The sequence below is a fragment of the Neotabrizicola sp. VNH66 genome, assembly GCF_049445895.1.
In the GTDB taxonomy this organism is placed as follows: domain Bacteria; phylum Pseudomonadota; class Alphaproteobacteria; order Rhodobacterales; family Rhodobacteraceae; genus Pseudogemmobacter.
Window position 1 is genome coordinate 43,465 of the sequence record NZ_JBMSDW010000006.1, and the last position, 19,973, is coordinate 63,437.

Sequence of the window (19,973 nt, forward strand, 5' to 3'; positions counted from 1 at the left end):
TGCGCAGATGGCTGCGCCGGGGGCGGGAGTCAAGGGGGACGCCGGGACCTTTCCCGGGGAAAACCGAAGGCTTTGCGCAGGAAACATCCGCGCCGAAGGGGGCAGGAATGACGGTTCTTCCCGGCACGCCGCCGGTTCAGGTGCATCTGCGCCGCTCGGCCCGGGCGCGGCGATTCTCGCTGCGGGTGTCGCGGCTGGACGGGCGGGTCACGCTGACGCTGCCTGCGCGTGCCCGGGAAAGCGAGGCCATGGCATTTCTGGAACGGCAGGAGGACTGGCTGCGCCGCACGCTGGAGGGCATGCCGGAAACCGCGCCTGCCGGGTTGGAGTTCGGCGCGGTGATCCCGGTCGAGGGGCGGGCGCTGACGGTCACGCCCGGATCCGGGCGCAGCGTAAAGGTGGACGGGGATCTTCTGCTGGTGCCCGGCAGCGCCCCCGCCGCGCGCATCGCTGCCTTCCTGAAGGTGCTGGCACGGGACCGGCTGGACCGCGCCTCGGCCCGCTACGCCGCACAGGTCGGGCGGCGCTACACCCGGCTGACGCTGCGGGACACGCGGTCGCGCTGGGGCTCCTGCGCGCCGGACGGGGCGCTGATGTATTCGTGGCGGCTGATCATGGCGCCGCCCGCCGTGCTGGACTATGTCGCCGCGCATGAGGTGGCCCATCTGGTAGAGATGAACCATTCCGCGGCCTTCTGGGCGGTGGTGGAACGGATCTGCCCCGACTGGCGCGCGCATCGGCAATGGCTGCGGGACGAGGGACAGTCGCTGCACCGCTTCCGTTTCGGGGCGTGAGGGGGGATTGACCGGCACCCTGCCGCCGTGTTCCCTCGCCCCATGCAGATCACGCCGCGCCCGCCCGATCCCAATGCCGCCGCGCATGAACGGCTGTACCGCACCCTGCGCCAGCAGGTCATGCATGGCGAGCTGTCGCCCGGACAGGCGCTGACGCTGCGGGGGCTGGGCAAGCAGTTCGGCGTGTCGATGACCCCCGCGCGCGAGGCAGTGCGGCGGCTGGTGGCCGAGGGGGCGCTGACCCTGTCCTCCTCGGGTCGGGTCTCGACGCCTGAGCTGACGCCCGAACGGATCGAGGAGCTGGCGGCGATCCGCGCATTGATCGAGCCGGAGATGGCCGCGCGGGCACTGCCGCGGGCGCATTTCGCCCTGATCGAACGGCTGGCCGCGATCAACACCCTGAATGCCGAGGCGGTGCAGCGGCAGGATGCCGTGGCCTATGTCCGCACCAATCTGGAATTTCACCGCACCCTTTATCTGCGGGCGCAGGCCCCGGCGATGCTGGCGATCTGTGAAACCGTCTGGCTTCAGCTGGGGCCGACGATGCGCGCGCTTTACGCCCGGCTGCGGCGGAAGGAGGCGCCGCCCTATCACCGGATGATCCTTGCCGCGCTGAAGGCCGGGGATGAGCCGGGGCTGCGGCTGGCGGTGCGCACCGATGTGACGCAAGGTTTGCGGCATCTGGCGGGATAGGGATAGTGGGGGTGCGCTTTGCCGTGCCCCCGGAGGGCCTCGCGCCCTCCGGACCTCCCGCGGGATATTTATGAACAGATGAGCGGGATGTGCGGGGGTGCCGCCTCGGCAAAGCGGGCGCCTGCGACCCTGCCCGATGGGCGAAGGGCCAGCGGCCCTTGCATGGCGGGGCGGCAGGCGCGCGCGGAGGGCGAAAATCGGCATCCATGGCGTCATTCCGGCGCCGCATGTCGGATTCGGCCCTTGGCGAACGGGGGGCTTGCGGTCAATTTGCCGCTGCGGAATCCCCGCCCCCGTTGCCCACCAGAAGCGAAAGAGCGCCCATGTCCCGCTTTGCCCTGCGCGTCACCTGCCCGTCTACCCGCGGCATCGTCGCGGCCATTTCCTCCTATCTGGCCGAGGCGGGATGCAACATCACCGACAGCGCACAATTCGACGACACCGACACCGGCCGGTTCTTCATGCGTGTCAGCTTTCGCAGCGAAGAGGGGCGCAGTCTGGATGCGTTGCGCGACGGTTTTGCCCCGGTGGCCGCGAAATTTGCCATGGAGACGGAGTTCTTTGACGAAGCGGCCAAGCGCAAGGTCATCGTCATGGTCAGCCGTTTCGGCCATTGCCTGAACGACCTGCTCTACCGCCGCCGGATCGGCGCGCTGCCGATCGACATCGTGGCGGTCATCTCGAACCACATGGATTATCAGAAGGTCGTGGTGAACAACGACATTCCGTTCCATTGCATCAAGGTGACGAAGGAGAACAAGCCGCAGGCCGAGGCCGAGCAGATGCGCATCGTGCGTGAAACCGGGGCCGAGCTGATCGTGCTGGCGCGCTACATGCAGGTGCTGTCCGATGAGATGTGCCGCGAGATGTCGGGGCGGATCATCAATATCCATCATTCCTTCCTGCCGTCATTCAAGGGCGCGAATCCCTACAAGCAGGCCTATGAACGCGGCGTGAAGCTGATCGGCGCGACCAGCCATTACGTGACGGCCGATCTGGACGAAGGCCCGATCATCGAACAGGACATCGTGCGGATCACCCATGCGCAATCGCCCGACGATTACGTCTCGCTGGGCCGCGATGTGGAGGCGGGCGTTCTGAGCCGCGCGATCCACGCCCATGTGAACGGGCGGGTGTTCCTGAACGGCAACAAGACGGTGGTTTTCCCGGCCACTCCGGGCTCCTATGCCTCGGAACGGATGGGCTGACCGGGATACGGGTGGAGAGGCCGCGCCCCCCAAGGCAGGGGCGCGGCCTTTTTCATTTCATCGTCGCCAGCCAGGCGGCCACATCCTCGCCGCCTTTGGCCAATTTGAAGGTCATCTTCGACTTGCCCTCGCCACCATGGGTGTCGATGAATTTGGTCGGATCCTTCACATATTCGGCGATCAGCGCCTCATCCCAGACCAGCCCGGCCGCGGCGGCCTTCTTCAGCCCCTCGCCATAGGCGAAGCCGTCGACCGCGGCGGCCGGGCGGCCGATCACGCCCCAGAGATCGGGGCCGACCTTGCCGCCCTTGATGACCTCTTTCCCGGCCGGATCGGTGATTGCATGGCAGGATTTGCATTTGTTGAATTCCTTGGCGCCCTTTTCGGCGTCACCCGCCAGCGCGGGCAGGCCGGTCGCGGCGATCAGCGCGGCGGCGGCCATCAGGGGATAAAGTCGCATGGCTTCCCTCATCGGTTGCGGCGCCCGTTTCGCGGACGCAAGACGCCACATCCTGCCGGCGCGGGCGGGCTGTCCTTGATCCGGATCAGGTGCAGCCTTTGGCCGCAGTGGCGCAGGGGTCAGACCGGCGGGGCCACGGCGACCGATTTCAGCACCGCCTGCACCTGAACCCCGGGCGCCAGAGCCATGGCCCGGGCCGAGCGGGCGGTGATGCGGGCCAGCAGATGCCCGCCCCCCGCCAGCGCCAGCCGGACCAGAACCGCGCTTTCGTCCTGCGGCTCGATCCGCTCCACCACCGCGGGCAGGGTGTTCAGCGCCGAAATGCCCTGCGGCGCGGCCAGCGCCAGCATCACATCCTGCGCCATGATCCGCAGCCGCAAGGGGGAGCCCGCGGGCCGGTCGATCCGGGGCAGCCACAGGGGCCCTGCGGCGCTGTCCAGCCGGGTGAGGCCGTCATCTTCCTGCGCGGCGATGCGGGCCGTCAGCAGCGCGCCGGCGTCGCGCGGGGGCAGATGCGCGGCGGCGGACGTATCGGACAGGATGTCAGCCGTGGGTCCCGCAGCCATGACGCGGCCTGCCGAGAGCAGAACCGTGGTCGTTGCCAGCCGCGCCACCTCGGCCAGCGCATGGCTGACATAGAGGATGGGCAGCTGCACCTCATCCCGCAGACGCTCCAGATAGGGCAGGATCTCGGCCTTGCGCGCCTCGTCCAGCGCGGCAAGGGGTTCGTCCATCAGGAGAAGCCGCGGCGCGGACAGGATCGCACGGCCAAGCGCCACGCGCGACTTCTCGCCCCCCGACAGCGCGCCGGGGCGGCGCGGCAGAAGCGGGCCGATGCCCAGCAGGTCGACGATGCGGGACAGGTCGGCCCCCGCCGCGCCACGGGGCGCGAAGAACCGGCCGTAAAGCAGGTTCTGCCGCACGGTCAGATGCGGGAACAGCCGGGCATCCTGAAAGACATAGCCGATGCGGCGGCGATGCGGCGGCAGGCAAAGGCCGGCGGTGGTGTCCAGCAGCACCGCGCCGCCCGCCTCGATCCGGCCGCGGTCGGGGCGCAGCAGGCCCGCCACCGCATTCACGACCGTGGTTTTGCCCGCGCCGGACTGGCCGAACAGCGCCGTCACCCCCGGAGGCGCGGTGAAGCGGATCGCAAGGTCAAGCCCCGGGAACCGGTGCTGGAGATCGACGGACAGTGTCATAGGCCAGCAATCCGCCGCGCCACCGCCCGGCTGATCCATTCCGAAAGGAGAAGGGCCGCCATGGCGATGATGATCGAGATGAGGACCAGCCGCCCGGCCTGCGTCTCCCCTCCCGGGACCTGAAGCAGCGCATAGATGGCCGAAGGCAGTGTCTGGGTCTGGCCCGGAATGTTCGAAACGAAGGTGATCGTGGCCCCGAATTCCCCCATCGCCTTGGCGAAGGCGAGGATGGAGCCGGCGATGATACCGGGCAGGATCAGCGGCAATGTCACCGTGGCAAAGACCCAGACGCGGGGGGCGCCCAGAGTGCCTGCCGCCTGTTCCAGCTTCGGGTCCACCGCCTCGATCGCCAGACGGATGGCACGGACCATCAGGGGAAAGGCCATCACCGCCGCCGCCAGCGCGGCGCCGGTCCAGCGAAAGGCCAGCACCACCCCGATCTGGTCCAGCCAGGCGCCGACAAAGCCCTTGCGCCCGAAAGTCAGAAGAAGAAGGTAGCCCGTCACCACCGGCGGCAGGATCAGCGGCAGGTGCACCAGCCCGTTCAGAAGCTGCCGCCCCGGGAAACGCCACCTTGCCAGCGCATAGGCCACAAAAAGGCCAAGGGGCAGGCTGCAAAGCACAGCCCAGAATGAAACGCGCAGCGACAGGGCTACCGCGCGCCATTCTTCAGGGGACAGCCAGTCCGTTGACAGCCAGTCGGGCAATAGCACCGGGCCTTGCTCGCTCAGTTCAGGATCGAAAAGCCTTCGGCGGCAAAGATCGCATCTGCGGCATCGCCCGACAATGCCTTGTAGAACGCAATGTCAGCCTCATCCGCGGCGCCGGTCAGCACTGCGGCCGGATAGACGATGGCGGGATAGCTGTCCGCCGGGAAGGTGCCCACCACGCTGACATTCGGATCCGCCGCGGCATCGGTGGCATAGACGATGCCATAGGGTGCCTCTCCGGTGGAGACAAGCGCCAGCGCCGCCCGCACATTGTCGGATTGCGCGACCGAGGATTCCACCGCGGACCAGACGCCCAGGTTTTCCAGCGCGGCCTTGCCATATTGCCCCGCGGGCACCGAATCGACCAGCGCCATGGCCAGCTTTTCCTGCCCCAGCAGGCCTGCCAGATCGAAGCCCGGCCCGATCTCCACCGGGGCGGCCCCGGCGCCATGGGCGATCAGCACCAGTTTGTTGCCCAGCAGATCCTCGCGCTGGCCGTCCGCGACCAGCCCGGCCTTTTCGACCTCATCCATCCAGTTGACCGCGGCCGAGACGAAAATATCGGCCGGGGCTCCTTCGATGATCTGCTTGGCCAGCGCGTTCGATCCCGCATAGGAGATCGTGACGGTATGGCCTGTCACCGCGGTGAAATCGGCCGCCACGGCATCCAGCGCATTCTTCATCGACGCGGCGGCGAAGACCACCACCTCATCGGCATGGGCTGTCACCGGGCCAAGGACGGGCAGGCTGACGACAGCGGCCAGCAGGGCAGGGCGAAGGGCGGGCATGGCAGATCCTTTCGATATGTCCGTTTGAACATATCCGCCGGGATCGCGCATCCCGCAAGCCTTATTTTCGTCCGAACATATCGCCCGGACCTGACGAAGCACCCGCTATCGGCGTGCGGCCACCACCAGACCATGCACGAAGCCCAGTTTCGCCCGCACCGGGTCTGGCAGGGCAAAGGGATAGAGATCCTGCTGCCCCATGGAGCGGTTCATGGCGTTCAGCGCCACGGTCAGCGGCAGCCATGCCGACAGCAGCCGCTCCACCCGCCGGGTGGTCCAGGGGTTGAAATCCACCGCCGCAGTCAGTTCGCCGTCATCATCCACCTCGGGATGAACCTTCATCCCAAGCGAGGCCGCGGTTTCCAGCGTGTCCATCATGTGCAGATAATGCGCCCAGGTCTCGGCCCAGTCCTCCCATGGGTGCATGGTGGCATAGGCGGAGACGTGGTTCGCCTCCCATCCGGGCGGGGCGCCCAGTTCGTAATGGCGTTGCAGGGCGGCGCCGTAATCGGCGGTTTCGTCGCCGAACATCGCGCGGAAGTCCTGAAGTGCCCCCCCATCCCGGACCAGCAGATCCCAGTAGTAATGGCCGACCTCATGCCGGAAATGGCCGAGCAGGGTGCGGTAGGCCTCTCCCATGTCAGACCGCATCTTTTCCCGCGTGGCATCGTCGGCTTCGGTCAGCGAGATGGTCACCACGCCATCGGCATGGCCGGTCAGCACTCTTTCGGCGCTGCCGGGCATATCGGCCAGAAAATCGAAGACCAGCGGCTCGGGATGGTCGCCGCCCGGCACCGGCAGGGGCAGGCCCATATGGCGCAGGGTGTAGATCAGGCGGCGCTTGGCCACCTCGATCTTTTGCCAGCGGGCATGGGCCACCGGGTCCGACAGGTCCGGCACGGTGCGGTTGTGACGGCAGGCAGCGCAGAATTCGCCCTCATGCCCGTCGGCGGGCACCATCCAGTTGCAGGCCGAAAGCTCCCAGTTGCGGCAGAACCGCCAGCGGCTGTCCTCCGCAGGGCCGCCATCGGGCGCGGCCACCTGCCATTGCGGGCCGTCCGGTTCCACCGCGGCCATGCGGTCATCGCCCGGCAGATAGCCCAAGCTGCGCCCGCAGCGCAGGCAGGTGGTGTTTTCGAAGTGCAGCACCTGACCGCAGCACTGGCATTGAAACAGTTTCATCATCACTCCTGTCGCGGACCACGCCGCGGACACACGGAAACCAGACCGGACCCTTTGGGTTCCCGCCTTCCCAAAGATTCAGGCGTGGGCCCGGGCTGCCGCGAATGCCGCCATCAGGGCAGGATAATCTGCGGCAGGTGGAAATCCTGTAAAGCTGTGGCGGGCGGGCGTGGTGGCCCAGGACAGCCTTTCCGCGGTCATCGTCTCGATGAACGGGTCACACCATGACGGCTCATCGAACATCGTTGGGCGGATGTTCAGGAAATCCTCCATCCCCACAATGCGGGTGAACATCCATGTCAGGCAGTCGGGGCAGAAGTTGTGCTCCAGCTGCGGGCCTTTTGCCCCGCCGCGCACCGTCTGCCCGCGGCTGACGCGAAAGGCCGCGGCGGGCACCATGGCCGTCAGCGAAAAGGCCGAGGCCGCCATTTTCCGGCAGCCGTCGCAATGGCAGGCCGCGGTCATGAAGGGCGGCGCCGTCACGGTCAGTTCGGTGGCACCGCAGCGGCAGGTGCCGGTGCGGGGGGCAAAGGCTTCGGTCATGCCGGTCTCCCTTTGGGTTCGGGGGCAGGATAGGCCCGCGCACCCGGCCCGGCAACCGGGCGCCTCAGCCGCCGCTCAGCATCCGACGGGCGGCCAGCGGTCGATGGCCTCCAGCGCCTCATCCGCGGTCTCGACCATGCGGAACAGCGACAGGTCTTCGGGGCTGATCACCCCGGCCTCGGCCAGCATGGGCCAGTTGACCACTTTTTCCCACCAGTCGCGCCCGAAGAGGAGAAAGGGCACCCGTTTCATCCGTCCGGTCTGGATCAGGGTCAGGCTCTCGAACATCTCGTCCAGCGTGCCGAAGCCGCCCGGAAAGACGCAGACCGCCGCGGCCCGCATCAGGAAATGCATCTTGCGGATGGCAAAGTAGTGGAAGTTGAAGCAGAGGTCCGGCGTCACATATTCGTTCGGCGCCTGTTCATGCGGCAGGACGATGTTCAGCCCGATGGACTGCCCGCCCGCATCGGCGGCGCCGCGGTTTCCGGCCTCCATCACGCCCGGCCCGCCGCCGGTCACCACCACCCATTTGCGGCCATAGGTTTCCAGACTGCGCTCGGTCACCTGACAGGCGAAGCGGCGCGCCTCGTCATAATAGCGCGACAGATCGGCCAGCATCGGCGTCTTTGCCGTCTCGACCTTGTCCGAGGCCGGAATCCGCGCGCCGCCGAACATCACCACGGTCGTCTCGATCCCGCGTTCGTCCATCACCATCTGTGGCTTCAGCAGCTCCAGCTGCAGGCGGACGGGGCGCAGCTCCTCGCGCATCAGGAAATCGCGGTCGGTGAAGGCAAGGCGATAGGCGGGCGCGCGGGTCTGCACCGTGTCGGGCGTGCGGCGGGCCGCTTCGGCATCCTGCGTGCTGTCGCGGAACGGATGGCTGCGCGGTTCGTCTTTCATCGTCTGTCCTCCCGCATTGCGTGACCCTCTCTCCCGGCTTATAGCCCAACGGAGCCGAACGAAACCCGTCCGAAGGATTTGCCCATGTCTAACGCCGCGCTGGAAACTGCCATCGAAGCCGCCTGGGACGCCCGCGATACCATTACCCCCGCCACCACGGGCGAGGCGCGCGAGGCGATCGAGACCACGCTGGAGGCACTGGACAAGGGCACCCTGCGCGTGGCCGAAAAGCGCGGCGCTGACTGGCATGTGAACCAATGGGCCAAGAAGGCGGTCCTGCTGGGCTTCCGCCTGAAGGATATGGAGATGCACAGCGGCGGCCCGCAGGGCGGCGGCTGGTGGGACAAGGTGGACAGCAAATTCGCCGGCTGGGGCGAGGGCGAGTGGAAGGCCGCGGGCTTCCGCGCGGTGCCGAACTGCATCGTCCGCCGGTCGGCCTATATCGCGCCGGGCGTGGTGCTGATGCCGTCCTTCGTGAATCTGGGCGCCTATGTCGATTCGGGCAGCATGGTGGACACCTGGGCGACGGTGGGGTCTTGCGCGCAGATCGGCAAGAACGTGCACCTGTCGGGCGGCGTGGGCATCGGCGGCGTGCTGGAGCCGATGCAGGCAGGCCCGACCATCATCGAGGACAACTGCTTTATCGGGGCCCGGTCCGAGGTGGTGGAAGGCTGCATCATCCGCGAAGGCTCGGTCCTTGGGATGGGCGTGTTCATCGGCAAATCGACCAAGATCCTGGACCGAGACACCGGTGAGGTGACCTATGGCGAGGTTCCCGCGGGTTCGGTCGTGGTGGCAGGCTCGCTGCCCTCGAAGGGGGGCGTGAACCTTTACTGCGCGGTGATCGTGAAGAAGGTTGATGCGCAGACCCGGTCCAAAACCTCGATCAACGAGCTGCTGCGCGACTGATCGCGCGAGGCTGATTGGACGGCGCGCCCTGCCGCGCCCGACGGGGGGCTTTGCGCCCCCCGCACCCCCCGCAGGATATTTTGGCCAAGATAAAGGTCGCCGGGGCAGGCCCGGGGCCACCCGGCCACCGGCCCTTTTCTGCGGGCGCCTGCAACCCTTCGCCCTGTCGTGCGTTCTTCTCCGCCCCATCGGAGAACCCCATGCAGGACATCGTCCCTTTCGACTGGCAGCGCATGCTTCTGGGCGATGCGCCGCCATTGTTCCTGCTGGAGATCCTGTTCCGGGTCGTGGTGATCTGGCTCTGGACCGCGGCGCTGTTGCGCTGGATCGGCGGGCGGTCGATTTCGCAGCTGTCCATCGTCGAGTTTCTGCTGGTCATCGCGCTCGGCTCGGCGGTGGGGGATGCGCTCTTCTATCCCGAGGTGCCGCTGCTGCATGCGATGCTGGTCATTCTGGCCATCGTCTGTCTGGACAAGGCGGTGGATATTGCGATCCGCCGCTGGAGCCGGGCGAAGACCCTGATCGACGGCAATCCGGTGCAGGTGGTGGCGGAGGGGCGCATCCTGCATGACAGGATCGGCGCGCGGCAGATGGGCGCGCTGGAGCTGATGGAAATGCTGCGGATGAAGGGTGTCGAAAATCTGGGCACCGTCCGGGCGGCCTGGCTGGAGCCTTCGGGCGGCTTGTCGGTCTTTCCGGCTGATCCGCCGCGGCCCGGTCTGCCCATCGTGCCGCCGGTGGAGGTGGCCGCGCTGCCGCCGCCCGGCAGTGACGGCGCCTGCTGCACCTGCTGCGGCCGGGTTCAGCCGCGGCCTGCGCCCGCCTGCCCGGACTGCGGCGGCAGCGGCTGGACTGCGCCGGTCACTGTGCCGGGTTGAAACCGCGGCCCGTCACTGGCAAGGCTGGCAGCGACAGGAGAGCGCCATGGCCGATGACAGCGACGACATCCCGCCCGAAGACGGTGCGGCGGACCGCCCGAAGAAGGAAAAGCGCCCGCAGCGGGTGTTCACCCTGATCGTCGAGGTCGGGCGCAAGGCGGGCGACGGACTGCCGGACAAGGCCACGGGCGCGGCGCTGATGTGCTATGCCAGTGGCGTGGACGAGGCCGAGGCGGTGCGCGAGACGGTGGCGCTGCTGAAGGATGCCGATCTGGCACCGCTGGAGGTTCAGGGCCTTGGCACGCTGGAGGAACGGCGCAAGGCAGGCGAGGAGATCGACGCCACCGAAGAGGCGCTGATGGAACGGGCCTTGGCGGAAAACTCGGTCGTGGTGGCGCAGATGTCGCCGTTCTACGACTAGCGCGGGGGCACGGCCTGGGTCCGCCCGCAGCGGGAGCCAGCCTGGCGGCCCGGTTTCTGACGCGGGTTCTCCGCCCCTTGGGTGATCCCGGCGCCGGGCTGCGAGTGTTCAGGCGGCATCCGCCGGGCGCATGCGGCGCAAGAGATCCATCAGCGGCAGCGCCTCGTAATCCATAAGGAGCCGCAGCGGTGGCAGCGCCGGGCCGGGCGCGGTCATCAGCAGGCAGCCGCCGCAGTCGATCAGATGCGGGGCGCCAAGGTCCAGCGACACGCAGGCGGTTGTGGCGCGGCGGTTGTCCGGCAGGGCGCTGCGCCCGTCGGCCAGCGCGCCCGCGGCGACCAGCACCTCATCCTCATCGAACAGATATTCCACCTCGGCCCCGGACAATGCCACCGGCTGATCGGCGGAGACCAGCAAATCCTGCCCGCGGGCGAAATAGGGTGCGCGCAGCACAACCGGCGCATGGCTGCCGCGACCGGGCATCCGCAGGTGATGTACGGCCTGCAGCCGCAGCGGTCCGGCATCGCGCGTCAGCACCCATTCGCCGGGTTTCAGCAGCGCCGCGGGCACATCACCTGCGGGCGTAGGCACCGGGGTGGCCCGGCCGATCCATGGCCGCCGGCGCGGTGGCCTGTCGCCTGCGGTAACCCCGAACCACAGGACCGAAGGATCGCGCCGCGCCACCCCCTGACCGGCACAGAGCGCGGCCAGGGCGGCCAGAGGGAACCCGGCCGGCGCCGTGCCGCAGGTCGAGGCGATCACCCGCTCTGTCCCGTCGTCCAGCCGCAGCGTCCAGAGATCATGCGCCAGATCCCAGCCCAGATGCAGCCGCGCCAGCCGCCCCTCGGCCCAGAGGGGGCCGGGCAGGAGATGGCGTGTCAGCCGGGCGCCCTCGCGCCAGAGGAGGATCAGGCCCCGCCCGCCGTCATGGAACAGCGACAGCGCGCGACCCGCGTCATCCTGCCAGTCCAGCAGCACATCCGAGGCGAGGGGCCAGGCCAGTTCCATGACCAGCAAACCGCGGTGCAGCCGCCCTTCGGCCCGGGGTGGTGCGCGCAATACATCGGACAGGAACAGCCATCCGGCCGTTTCCGCCCCGTCCTTGCCCACCATGGCCATGCTCTGCCCGCTCATCCGCCCTGCCTCACGGTCCGTCTTTTTCTTGCAGCCTAAGGGTGTTGCGGCCCGGCTGTCAGCTCTTCGCCCGCAGCTTGCGGCCGGAATGTGGCGAAAGGGTGGCGGCCTTGCCACGATCTGCGCGGCTGTTGCCCTTTCCGGGGCCGCGGCCTATCCCTTTTTCCAACAGAAAGGACCGCCCATGCCCGCCTCTCCCGTCGACCCGGTCGATCTGACCGCCCGCCTGATCCGCTGCGCCTCGGTCACCCCGGCCGAAGGCGGCGCGCTGGTCCTGTTGCAGGACCTGCTGGAGGGCGCGGGCTTCGAATGCCACCGGGTGGACCGCGGCGGGATTGCGAACCTTTTCGCCCGCTGGGGCAAGCGCGGCGCGAACCGCAGCTTCGGCTTCAACGGCCATACCGATGTGGTGCCGGTGGGGGACCTGTCGGCCTGGACGGCGGACCCGTTCGGCGCGGAAATCCGCGACGGCTGGATGTATGGCCGCGGCGCGACCGATATGAAATCCGGCGTGGCGGCCTTTGCCGCCGCCGCGGTGGATTTCGTCCGCGACACCCCGCCGGACGGGGCCGTGATCCTGGCCATCACCGGTGATGAGGAGGATGTGGCGCAGGACGGCACCGTGGCGCTTCTGGACTGGATGGCCGGGCAGGGTGAGCGGATGACCCATTGCCTTGTGGGCGAACCGACCTGCCCCGAAACCATGGGCCAGATGATGAAGATCGGTCGCCGCGGCAGCCTGACCTGCCGGTTTACGGCCACCGGGGTGCAGGGCCATTCTGCCTATCCGCATCGGGCAAAGAACCCGATGACGGCGCTGGTTCGTCTGCTGGCCCGGCTGGAAGAGGCGCCGCTGGATCAGGGCACCGATCATTTCGACGCCTCGACGCTGGCCATCACCACCATCGACTGCGGCAACCCGGCCACCAATGTGATCCCCGCCCGCGGCACCGCCACGGTGAACATCCGCTTCAACGACCTGCACAGCGGCGCCAGCCTCACGGACTGGCTTCAGACCCATGCCGCGGCGGTGGCGGCGGAAACCGGCGTGCGGATCGAGCCGGCGATCAAGGTCTCGGGCGAAAGCTTTCTGACCCCGCCGGGCAGTTTCTCGGCCCTTGTGCGGGCGGCGGTGCAGGCGGAAACCGGGGTCGTGCCGGAATACTCCACCTCCGGCGGCACTTCGGATGCGCGCTTCGTCAAGGATCACTGCCCGGTGGTGGAATTCGGGCTGGTGGGCAAGACCATGCATCAGGTGGACGAACGGGTGGAGGTGGCGCAGATTCATCAGCTGAAAGCGGTCTACGCCCGGATCCTGCGGGATTATTTCGCATGATCCGCCGCGCCGTGCCCGCCGAACTGCCCCTGTGTCTGGCGCTGCGCCGCACCGTTTTCATCGAGGAACAGGGTGTCAGCGAGGCCGATGAGGTGGACGGGCTGGACGACAGTGCGACCCATCTGCTGGCCTTTGTGGACGGGGCGCCCGCCGGCACCGCGCGGCTGTTGCAGGTGGGCGATACGGGCAAGATCGGCCGTGTCTGCGTCCTGCCCATGGCCCGCGGCACCGGCCTTGGTGCCGCCCTGATCCGCGCCGCCGTGGCAGAGTTCCGCGCCTGCCCGGGGATCACATGCGTCAAGCTGGGCGCCCAGACCCATGCGCTCGGCTTCTACGAACGGCTGGGCTTCACCGCCTTCGGCCCCGAATACCTGGATGCAGGCATTCCCCATCGTGACATGGTGCTGCCGTTGCAAAATTGAGCCGCTGGCGCGGCACGCCTTTTATGTCGGCTCTGGCGCGTGCCGCGCCAACCGCCTCCGTGATTTTTGGATATTTGGACAAAGTGGAAAGGCCATTCCAGTTTGCCCAAATATCCCGGGGGAGTCAGCCGGAACGGCTGACGGGGGCAGCGCCCCCTGCGCGATCAGCCGCCCCGCAATCCGGCCAGAACATCCGGGCTGGCATAACCGTCGGACGTCAGGCCACGCGCCTTCTGCCAGGCCTTGACTGCCGCCACCGTTTTGGGGCCGATCCGCCCGTCCACCCCGCCGGGGGCGAGGTAGCCCGCGTCGGTCAGCCTTTGTTGCAGTTCCTTGCGTTCGTCCAGCGTCAGCGCGCGCCAGTGGCGGGGCCAGTCCGCGGCGAAGGCGGGGCCGCCGGCCAGCCGGTCGGCCAGATGGCCGATGCCGATGACATAGGCGTCGGCCAGATTGTATTTCTCGATCACCTGGAAATTCGGGAAGATCAGGAAGGCCGGGCCGGTCGCCCCCGCGGGCAGCAGGACCGAAGCCTCCGGCCCGTCGGGCAGGGTGCCCCCGGCGGCGGGAACGACGCCGAGGGCGCGCCAGTCTGCCACAGGTTTCTTCACCCGTTCGCTGGTCTGGTCATAGTCAAAGCCTTCGGGTAGCCGCACCTCCAGCCCCCATTTCTGGCCGCGGGTCCAGCCCCAGTGGCGTAGGTAATTCGCAGTCGAGGCCAGCGCGTCCGCCGGATCGTCGCCCCAGAGGTTGCGGCGCCCGTCGCCATCGGCATCCACCGCGAATTCAGCCCAGCTCGTTGGCATGAACTGCGTGTGGCCCATGGCCCCGGCCCAGCTGCCCTGCATGTCTTTGCGGCTGACATGGCCTTCGGACAGGATCTTCAGCGCCTGCACCAGCTGAGCCTCGAAAAACGCCGCGCGGCGGCCGTCATAGGCCAAAGTCGCCAGCGCGCTGAGCGTATCGGTATTGCCGCGGAAGGTGCCGAAGCCGGATTCCAGCCCCCAGACGGCGGCGATCACCTCTTTCTCGACGCCGTATTCTGCCTCCAGCCGATCGAACAGCGCGGCATGGCGGGCCAACGCCTTCTGTCCCATCGCAACCCGCTCGTCTGACACGGCGATGTCGAGGTAATCCCAGATCGTCTTGGTGAATTCGTTCTGGTTGCGGTCGCGGCGGACCACATCGGGCAAAAGCGCGGCTGTGCGCATCTGCCGGTCATACTCCGCCCCTGGAACGCCCGCTTCCAGCGCGGTGGCGCGGAAGGCCGCGATCCAGTCGCGGAAACCCGCTTCGGTGACCTCTGCCCGGGGTTCCGCCATGGTGCTGCCCTCTGCTTCTTCGATGGTCTGCGCTGCGGCGGGCGCGGCGGCCAGCATCAGCGCAAGGGCCAGCCCCTTCATTTTCGCTTCCGCACCACGCGGCGCTTGGCGGCGGCGCGGGTTGCATCGGCCCGGCCTGCCATGCGCCGCGGGGCCTTGCCGCCCTTGCCACGGCGGCCGGGGGGCAGGGCGCCGCCGTCGATCTCCAGAAGCTCAAGGATCAGCCCGCCGGTGACCGGCACGGCCTCAGACAGGCGGACGGTGACCTTTTGCCCGATGCCGATGGTCAGCCCGGTGTCGGCGCCCATCAGCGTCTGGCTGTCGGCGTCGAAATGGAAGAATTCGCGCCCCACCTCGCGGATCGGGACCAGCCCGTCGGCGCCGGTTTCGTCCAGTTTCACGAACAGGCCGAAGCGCTGCACGCCCGAGATGCGGCCGGTGAAGGTGGCGCCCACCCGGTCCGACAGATAGGCGGCAAGGTAGCGGTCCACGGTTTCCCGTTCCGCCGCCATGCTGCGCCGTTCGGCGTCCGAGATCAGCTTGGCCGTCTCATCCAGATTTTCGATGTCGAATTCGGACAGGCCATCGGGGCCCCAGCCATGACCGCGGATCAGCGCGCGGTGAACGATCAGGTCGGAATAGCGCCGGATGGGCGAGGTGAAATGCGCATAGTTGCGCAGGGCCAGCCCGAAATGCCCGAAATTCTGCGGATTGTAATAGGCCTGCGTCATCGACCGCAGGGTCGAGATGTTCAGAAGCTCATCGAACTCGGTCCCCTGCGACTGTTTCAGCAGGTTGTTCAGGTGGCTGGTCTTCAGCACCTGCCCCTTGGCCAAGGTAAAGCCCGAAGCCTCAGCCACTTCGCGCAGGGCGTCCAGCTTGTCGGGGCTGGGCTCTTCATGCACGCGGAACAGAAGGGGCTGCTTCAGCCGGACCAGTTCCTCGGCGGCGGCCACATTGGCCAGCACCATGAATTCCTCGATCAGCTTGTGGGCATCCACCCGGTCCTTGAAGGCGACGGACAGCACCTTGCCTTCGTCCGACAGGACGATTTGCCGTTCGGGCAGGTCCAGCTCCAGCGGCTGACGCAGGGTGCGGGCGCGCTTCAGCGCGTCATAGGCGGCGTAAAGCGGGCGGAGCACCGGGTCGAGGAGGGGCGCCGTGCCGGCATCCGGGTCGCCGTCCACCGCGCGCTGCACCTGCGTGTATTCCAGACTGCCCTTGGACCGCATCACGCCGCGCACGAAACGATGGCCGATCTTCGCGCCGTCCGCGCTGATCCGCATGCGGACGGCCAGACACGGCCGGTCCACATGTTCGTGCAGAGAACACAGATCGCCCGACAGCACATCGGGCAGCATCGGCACCACCCGGTCGGGGAAATAGGTGGAATTGCCGCGCCGCCGCGCCTCGCGGTCCAGAGCGCTGCCGGGGCGGACATAGGCGGCGACATCGGCGATGGCCACCCAAAGGACATGGCCGCCGGGATTGCCCGCTTCGGTATCCGCCATGGCCAGAACCGCATCGTCGCGGTCGCGCGCATCGGCGGGGTCGATGGTGACCAGCATCAGATCGCGCAGATCCTCGCGGTGGTCCATGCTGAAAGGCGGCGCATTCTCCGCCTCTTCCATGGCCTTGTCGGGGAACTGGTCGGGGATGCCGTGCTGGTGGATGGCGATCAGGCTGACCGCGCGGGGACCGGCGGGGTCGCCCAGACGGGCCACGATCTTGGCCTGCGGCAGGCCCAGACGGCGGTTGCCCACCGCCTCGCCCTCGACCAGTTCGCCATCGCGGGCGCCCATGTCATTGTCGGCGCCGACGCGCCATTCCTTGTCCTGCCCCTTGTCGATGGGGACGATGCGGCCGCCTTCGGATCCCTTGCGGAAGACGCCCAGCACCTTCAGGGGATTGCTGCCGATCCGGCGGATCAGCCGCGCCTCCCAGACGTAATCGTCAAGGTCCACCTTGGCCAGCCGGGCCAGAATGCGGTCACCCCCGGCCAGCGCGGGATCGCCCTTTTTCGGTATGATCAGGATGCGGCCCGCGTCCTTGTCCACGCCCTCTTCCATCGGCTCGGCGTAGAGGTCGCCCGCCGGATCGGGCGGAAGCACTTTCAGCAGCGCCACCGGCGGCAGTTCGCCCTTGGGCTGGAACCGGCGGGCGCGCTTTTCCAGATCGCCCTCGGCCTCCATCTCGCGCAGAAGGCGCTTCAGCTCGGCACGCTGGTCGCCTTTCAGGCCAAAGGCCTTGGCCAGATCGCGTTTGGACGACAGGCCGGGATTTTCGCTGATCCACTGGCGGATCTGGTCTTTGGAGGGGAGCGGGGTCATGGCCCATGGCTAGCACGGCGCGCGCGGCCCGGAAAGCAAGGATAAACCCCCGGCGGATATCCGGCGCTCACGCAACCGTGAAACGGACCCTTGCCGTGCCGTGCTTACAGTGACCGGAATGTCCAGCCATCGGAGCCAGATCATGAATTTTGCCAGAATCGTCCTTGCCGGAGCCATCGTTGCCGTTGCCGGGGTTGCCTTTGCCAAGGGCGAACGGACCGAACCCGAGGCCAAGGCCCGGGCCGAAACGATGCAGACCATTGCGGCGCAGACCAAGGTTCTGGGCGACATGGCGGGTGGCAAGGTGGCGTTTGACGCCGCCGCGGCCGAAGCGGCAAAGGCGGCCCTTGTCGCGGCCGCAGGCAACATTCCCACGGCTTTCGAAACCCAGGGCGCCACGGATCCGGCTTCGGAAGCCAAGCCCGATGTCTGGACCAACTGGGATGAGTTCCTGGCCGATGCGGCTGCGCTGAAGACCGCGGCCGAGGCGGTCGACGTGTCCTCGGTGGACGGGATCAAGGCCGGAATGGGCGGCATCGGCGGGGCCTGCAAGGATTGCCACACCGATTTCCGCATGTAATTTCCGCACAAGGCCGTCAGGTGTGCGGCGGAAGGCCCCGGGCATGACCCGGGGCCTTTCTCTTTGGTTCAGCCGCAGCTGACACGCTCGATCCGGCCGTTTTCGGCGATCCAGATGTTCAGCCGCCCGGCCTGATAATCCATCGTCACGGCCATGCCTGGTTCGATGATCCGGGTGGTCTGGCCGAAGCGCATGGTGGCAAGCACCGTCCGCGGCTGGCCGACCAGCCCCTGCAGGGCAGACGCACCACAGGCGTCCTCGGCCGGGACGGTGGGGGGCACCTCTTCGATCACACAGGCGGACAGCAGCAGCGGAAAGGCCAGCAGCGGAAGCCAGCGGGTGCGGATGGGGGCAGTCTGGGTCATCTGATCCTCCTCTGAACGGGAACACGGTCTTCTTCGGTCTGACGCGAGGGCACCGGCGATCCTTGGTCGAATCTTGGCCGGCACGGAAAAAATGTCAGCCGGGCAGGGCCGCGGGTTCCGCCGTCTGTCCCAGCGGGACATGCAGTTCCACGGTCAGGCCGCTGGCGTGATACCGACGCGCGACCGTGCCGCCCAGTTCCCCGCGGATGCAGCTGTCGATCAACTGGCTGCCGAAGCCCTTGCGTTCCGGCGCGGCGGCGGCGGTGCCGGTCTCCTCGTCCCAGATCAGATGCAGCTGCGGCCGCGCGCCGCTGTCAACGGTCCAGCTGATCGACAATTGCCCGCCCTCGACCGCGCCCGCCCCGTATTTCAGCGCATTGGTGGCCAGCTCGTGGAAGGTCAGGCCAAGCGCCCGCGTCTCATGCGCGGTCAGCTGCACCTCCGGCCCGGTCATCGCGGGCAGGGCAGCATCCTCGCCCAGGATCTGCCGCAGCTCGGATGCCAGCAGCGCACGCAGGGCGATCTGCCCCGAGGCGCGGGTCAGCATGTCCTGTGCATTGGCCATGGACTGCAGCCGCCGCGTGACCGAGGCCACGAATTCCTCTTTCGTCTCGGCGCCACGCGCGGCCTGCCGGGTCATCGCCACCACCCTTGCGAGGGCGTTCTTGAGCCGGTGGGACATTTCCCGCAGATGCAGGTCTTTCTCGCGCACCAGCCGGTCCTGCGCGGCATTCAGGCTGCGTTCCTTGCGCACGGCCGCGGTAAGGAACTGAACCGAAAGCCCGATGCTGACCGACAGCAGCGCCATGGCCGCCGCGGCAAGCAGCGTGAACGGGTAAAGCTGCAGATAGCCGTCGCCTTCCCGCGACTGTGCGGTCAGCAGCCAGCGGCGCCCGGCAAAGCGGACCTCGGTATCCACGCTCAGGTGCCGTAGGCTGCGGCCGGTCTGAAACCCGTCCGTGCGGAACAGCGGCACGTCCGGCGCCTCGATATCCACGGCCATCAGATCATAGGCCATCCCCACCCGCGACAGGGCGGTATTGAACAGCTCTCCGGCGCGGATCGGTGAATAGACGAAGCCGGCCGGGACGGCGGCGGCGCGCTCCTCGGGGAGGTAGAGATAGATCAGGAACCCGGCCTGCTTTTCCGCGGTGATTTCCTGCACCAGCGTGACGGGCGCGGTGGCCGCGGGCTCCCCGGTTTCCATCGCGGTTTCCATGGCTGCGCGGCGATGCGGCTCGGTTGCCATGTCATAGCCGAGGGCTGCGCTGTTGCGCGGGTCCGACGGCTCCAGCAGGACAATGACGCTGCGCAGGTTTCCTGCCGGTTCGGGCCAGATTCCGCGGTCTGTGCCATAATGGCGGCGCAGCCGCGCGGCCGTGGCGGGTTCGTCCTCTGGCAGCAGGATCTGGGCAAAGCCCACGCCCATCAGCCCGTCCATCGGGGCGGAAAGGCCCAGTCCCGCCACGAAAGCTGCAAAGGGAGCCCGCTCCGGCACGCCGGTCTGGGTGGTCAGGAAGGCGCGGGTCGCAGTCAGATAGGCCATGTCCTGCGCCAGCTGGCGGCCCAGGCTGGCGGCGGCTGCATCCAGATGCTGCCGGAACTCGGCCTCAGCCCGGGCCCGTTCCGAGAGATGTACGCTCCAGGTCACCGCGCTGCCCAGAAGGGCGGAGCAGCCGAAGGCGACAAGGGCGACAAGGGGTTTTCTGAACACGTCCGGTCCCGCATCCCGGCGGGGGCCAAAGGGGCCGGGGCTTTCCCCCGGACCATAGGGCCATCCGGAAACCCGCGCAACGCCACCG

Annotated in this window: 21 protein-coding genes; 9 read left to right on the forward strand and 12 right to left on the reverse strand. The window is 67.9% G+C overall.

Going from position 1 to position 19,973, the window contains the following annotated elements; translation table 11 throughout:
- The first annotated feature begins 107 nt into the window (after nt 1–107).
- From ACO2Q5_RS10435 to purU, 3 genes are all read left to right on the forward strand, one after another.
- On the forward strand, nt 108–794 hold the full coding sequence (locus tag ACO2Q5_RS10435; protein WP_423290669.1) for a M48 family metallopeptidase: 687 nt from the start codon (nt 108–110) through the stop codon (nt 792–794).
- A 42-nt stretch (nt 795–836) separates the two neighbouring features.
- Nucleotides 837–1,487 carry a GntR family transcriptional regulator gene (locus ACO2Q5_RS10440; protein WP_423290671.1) on the forward strand — a complete coding sequence of 217 codons (651 nt, stop codon included), beginning with the start codon at nt 837–839 and terminating at the stop codon, nt 1,485–1,487.
- 323 nt (nt 1,488–1,810) lie between these two features.
- Nucleotides 1,811–2,695: a formyltetrahydrofolate deformylase gene (gene purU / locus ACO2Q5_RS10445; RefSeq protein ID WP_423290673.1), complete on the forward strand. Its 885-nt coding sequence runs from the start codon at nt 1,811–1,813 to the stop codon at nt 2,693–2,695.
- A 52-nt stretch (nt 2,696–2,747) separates the two neighbouring features.
- Here purU and ACO2Q5_RS10450 read toward each other — a convergent pair whose 3' ends face one another.
- The 7 genes from ACO2Q5_RS10450 to ACO2Q5_RS10480 form a co-directional block, all read right to left on the reverse strand.
- On the reverse strand, nt 2,748–3,155 hold the full coding sequence (locus tag ACO2Q5_RS10450; RefSeq protein ID WP_423290675.1) for a c-type cytochrome: 408 nt from the start codon (nt 3,153–3,155) through the stop codon (nt 2,748–2,750).
- A 119-nt stretch (nt 3,156–3,274) separates the two neighbouring features.
- Nucleotides 3,275–4,354, reverse strand: a complete 1,080-nt coding sequence (gene modC, locus ACO2Q5_RS10455) for a molybdenum ABC transporter ATP-binding protein (RefSeq protein WP_423290677.1) — start codon at nt 4,352–4,354, stop codon at nt 3,275–3,277.
- Nucleotides 4,351–5,067 carry a molybdate ABC transporter permease subunit gene (gene modB, locus ACO2Q5_RS10460; protein ID WP_423290679.1) on the reverse strand — a complete coding sequence of 239 codons (717 nt, stop codon included), beginning with the start codon at nt 5,065–5,067 and terminating at the stop codon, nt 4,351–4,353. The genes modC and modB overlap by 4 nt, the downstream gene beginning before the upstream one ends.
- Nucleotides 5,068–5,081: 14 nt before the next feature.
- Complete coding sequence (modA, locus tag ACO2Q5_RS10465) at nt 5,082–5,852, reverse strand: molybdate ABC transporter substrate-binding protein (RefSeq protein ID WP_423290681.1); 771 nt, start codon at nt 5,850–5,852, stop codon at nt 5,082–5,084.
- A 105-nt stretch (nt 5,853–5,957) separates the two neighbouring features.
- Nucleotides 5,958–7,034 carry a zinc-binding metallopeptidase family protein gene (locus tag ACO2Q5_RS10470; RefSeq protein ID WP_423290683.1) on the reverse strand — a complete coding sequence of 359 codons (1,077 nt, stop codon included), beginning with the start codon at nt 7,032–7,034 and terminating at the stop codon, nt 5,958–5,960.
- Nucleotides 7,035–7,112: 78 nt separating this feature from the next.
- Complete coding sequence (locus ACO2Q5_RS10475; RefSeq protein WP_423290685.1) at nt 7,113–7,577, reverse strand: GFA family protein; 465 nt, start codon at nt 7,575–7,577, stop codon at nt 7,113–7,115.
- A gap of 75 nt (nt 7,578–7,652) precedes the next feature.
- Entirely contained in the window at nt 7,653–8,477 is an 825-nt protein-coding gene (locus ACO2Q5_RS10480) for a TIGR00730 family Rossman fold protein (protein ID WP_423290687.1), read from the reverse strand.
- 84 nt (nt 8,478–8,561) lie between these two features.
- Here ACO2Q5_RS10480 and dapD point away from each other — a divergent pair, with 84 nt between their 5' ends.
- The 3 genes from dapD (at nt 8,562) to ACO2Q5_RS10495 (ending at nt 10,685) form a co-directional block, all read left to right on the forward strand.
- Nucleotides 8,562–9,386 (forward strand): 2,3,4,5-tetrahydropyridine-2,6-dicarboxylate N-succinyltransferase, encoded by an 825-nt coding sequence (gene dapD, locus ACO2Q5_RS10485; protein ID WP_423290689.1) that lies wholly within the window; start codon nt 8,562–8,564, stop codon nt 9,384–9,386.
- 200 nt (nt 9,387–9,586) lie between these two features.
- Nucleotides 9,587–10,264 (forward strand): DUF421 domain-containing protein, encoded by a 678-nt coding sequence (locus ACO2Q5_RS10490; RefSeq protein ID WP_423290691.1) that lies wholly within the window; start codon nt 9,587–9,589, stop codon nt 10,262–10,264.
- Nucleotides 10,265–10,310: 46 nt separating this feature from the next.
- A complete protein-coding gene (locus tag ACO2Q5_RS10495; protein ID WP_423290693.1) occupies nt 10,311–10,685 on the forward strand; it encodes a hypothetical protein in 375 nt (124 codons plus the stop codon).
- A gap of 108 nt (nt 10,686–10,793) precedes the next feature.
- Here the strand turns inward: ACO2Q5_RS10495 and ACO2Q5_RS10500 are convergent, their stop codons facing one another.
- Entirely contained in the window at nt 10,794–11,819 is a 1,026-nt protein-coding gene (locus ACO2Q5_RS10500) for a Hint domain-containing protein (RefSeq protein WP_423290695.1), read from the reverse strand.
- Nucleotides 11,820–12,003: 184 nt separating this feature from the next.
- On the opposite strand from ACO2Q5_RS10500, the gene dapE reads away from it, so the two are divergent.
- Complete coding sequence (gene dapE, locus ACO2Q5_RS10505) at nt 12,004–13,155, forward strand: succinyl-diaminopimelate desuccinylase (protein WP_423290697.1); 1,152 nt, start codon at nt 12,004–12,006, stop codon at nt 13,153–13,155.
- Nucleotides 13,152–13,577 (forward strand): GNAT family N-acetyltransferase, encoded by a 426-nt coding sequence (locus ACO2Q5_RS10510; protein ID WP_423290699.1) that lies wholly within the window; start codon nt 13,152–13,154, stop codon nt 13,575–13,577. Before dapE ends, ACO2Q5_RS10510 begins: the two co-directional genes overlap by 4 nt.
- Nucleotides 13,578–13,741: 164 nt before the next feature.
- On the opposite strand, the gene ACO2Q5_RS10515 is transcribed toward ACO2Q5_RS10510, so the two are convergent.
- Both ACO2Q5_RS10515 and rnr read right to left on the reverse strand, forming a co-directional pair.
- Entirely contained in the window at nt 13,742–14,977 is a 1,236-nt protein-coding gene (locus ACO2Q5_RS10515) for a lytic murein transglycosylase (RefSeq protein ID WP_423290701.1), read from the reverse strand.
- On the reverse strand, nt 14,974–17,226 hold the full coding sequence (rnr, locus tag ACO2Q5_RS10520; protein WP_423290703.1) for a ribonuclease R: 2,253 nt from the start codon (nt 17,224–17,226) through the stop codon (nt 14,974–14,976). Before rnr ends, ACO2Q5_RS10515 begins: the two co-directional genes overlap by 4 nt.
- 142 nt (nt 17,227–17,368) lie before the next feature.
- Between rnr and ACO2Q5_RS10525 the strand changes: the two genes are divergently transcribed.
- A complete protein-coding gene (locus ACO2Q5_RS10525) occupies nt 17,369–17,806 on the forward strand; it encodes a c-type cytochrome (RefSeq protein ID WP_423290705.1) in 438 nt (145 codons plus the stop codon).
- 68 nt (nt 17,807–17,874) lie between these two features.
- Here ACO2Q5_RS10525 and ACO2Q5_RS10530 read toward each other — a convergent pair whose 3' ends face one another.
- Together ACO2Q5_RS10530 and ACO2Q5_RS10535 are read right to left on the reverse strand one after the other, a co-directional pair.
- The gene (locus tag ACO2Q5_RS10530; protein WP_423290708.1) at nt 17,875–18,171 is read right to left on the reverse strand and encodes an I78 family peptidase inhibitor; all 297 of its coding nucleotides are present in this window, start codon (nt 18,169–18,171) and stop codon (nt 17,875–17,877) included.
- A 94-nt stretch (nt 18,172–18,265) separates the two neighbouring features.
- The gene (locus ACO2Q5_RS10535; protein WP_423290710.1) at nt 18,266–19,885 is read right to left on the reverse strand and encodes a CHASE domain-containing protein; all 1,620 of its coding nucleotides are present in this window, start codon (nt 19,883–19,885) and stop codon (nt 18,266–18,268) included.
- Nucleotides 19,886–19,973 lie beyond the last annotated feature (88 nt).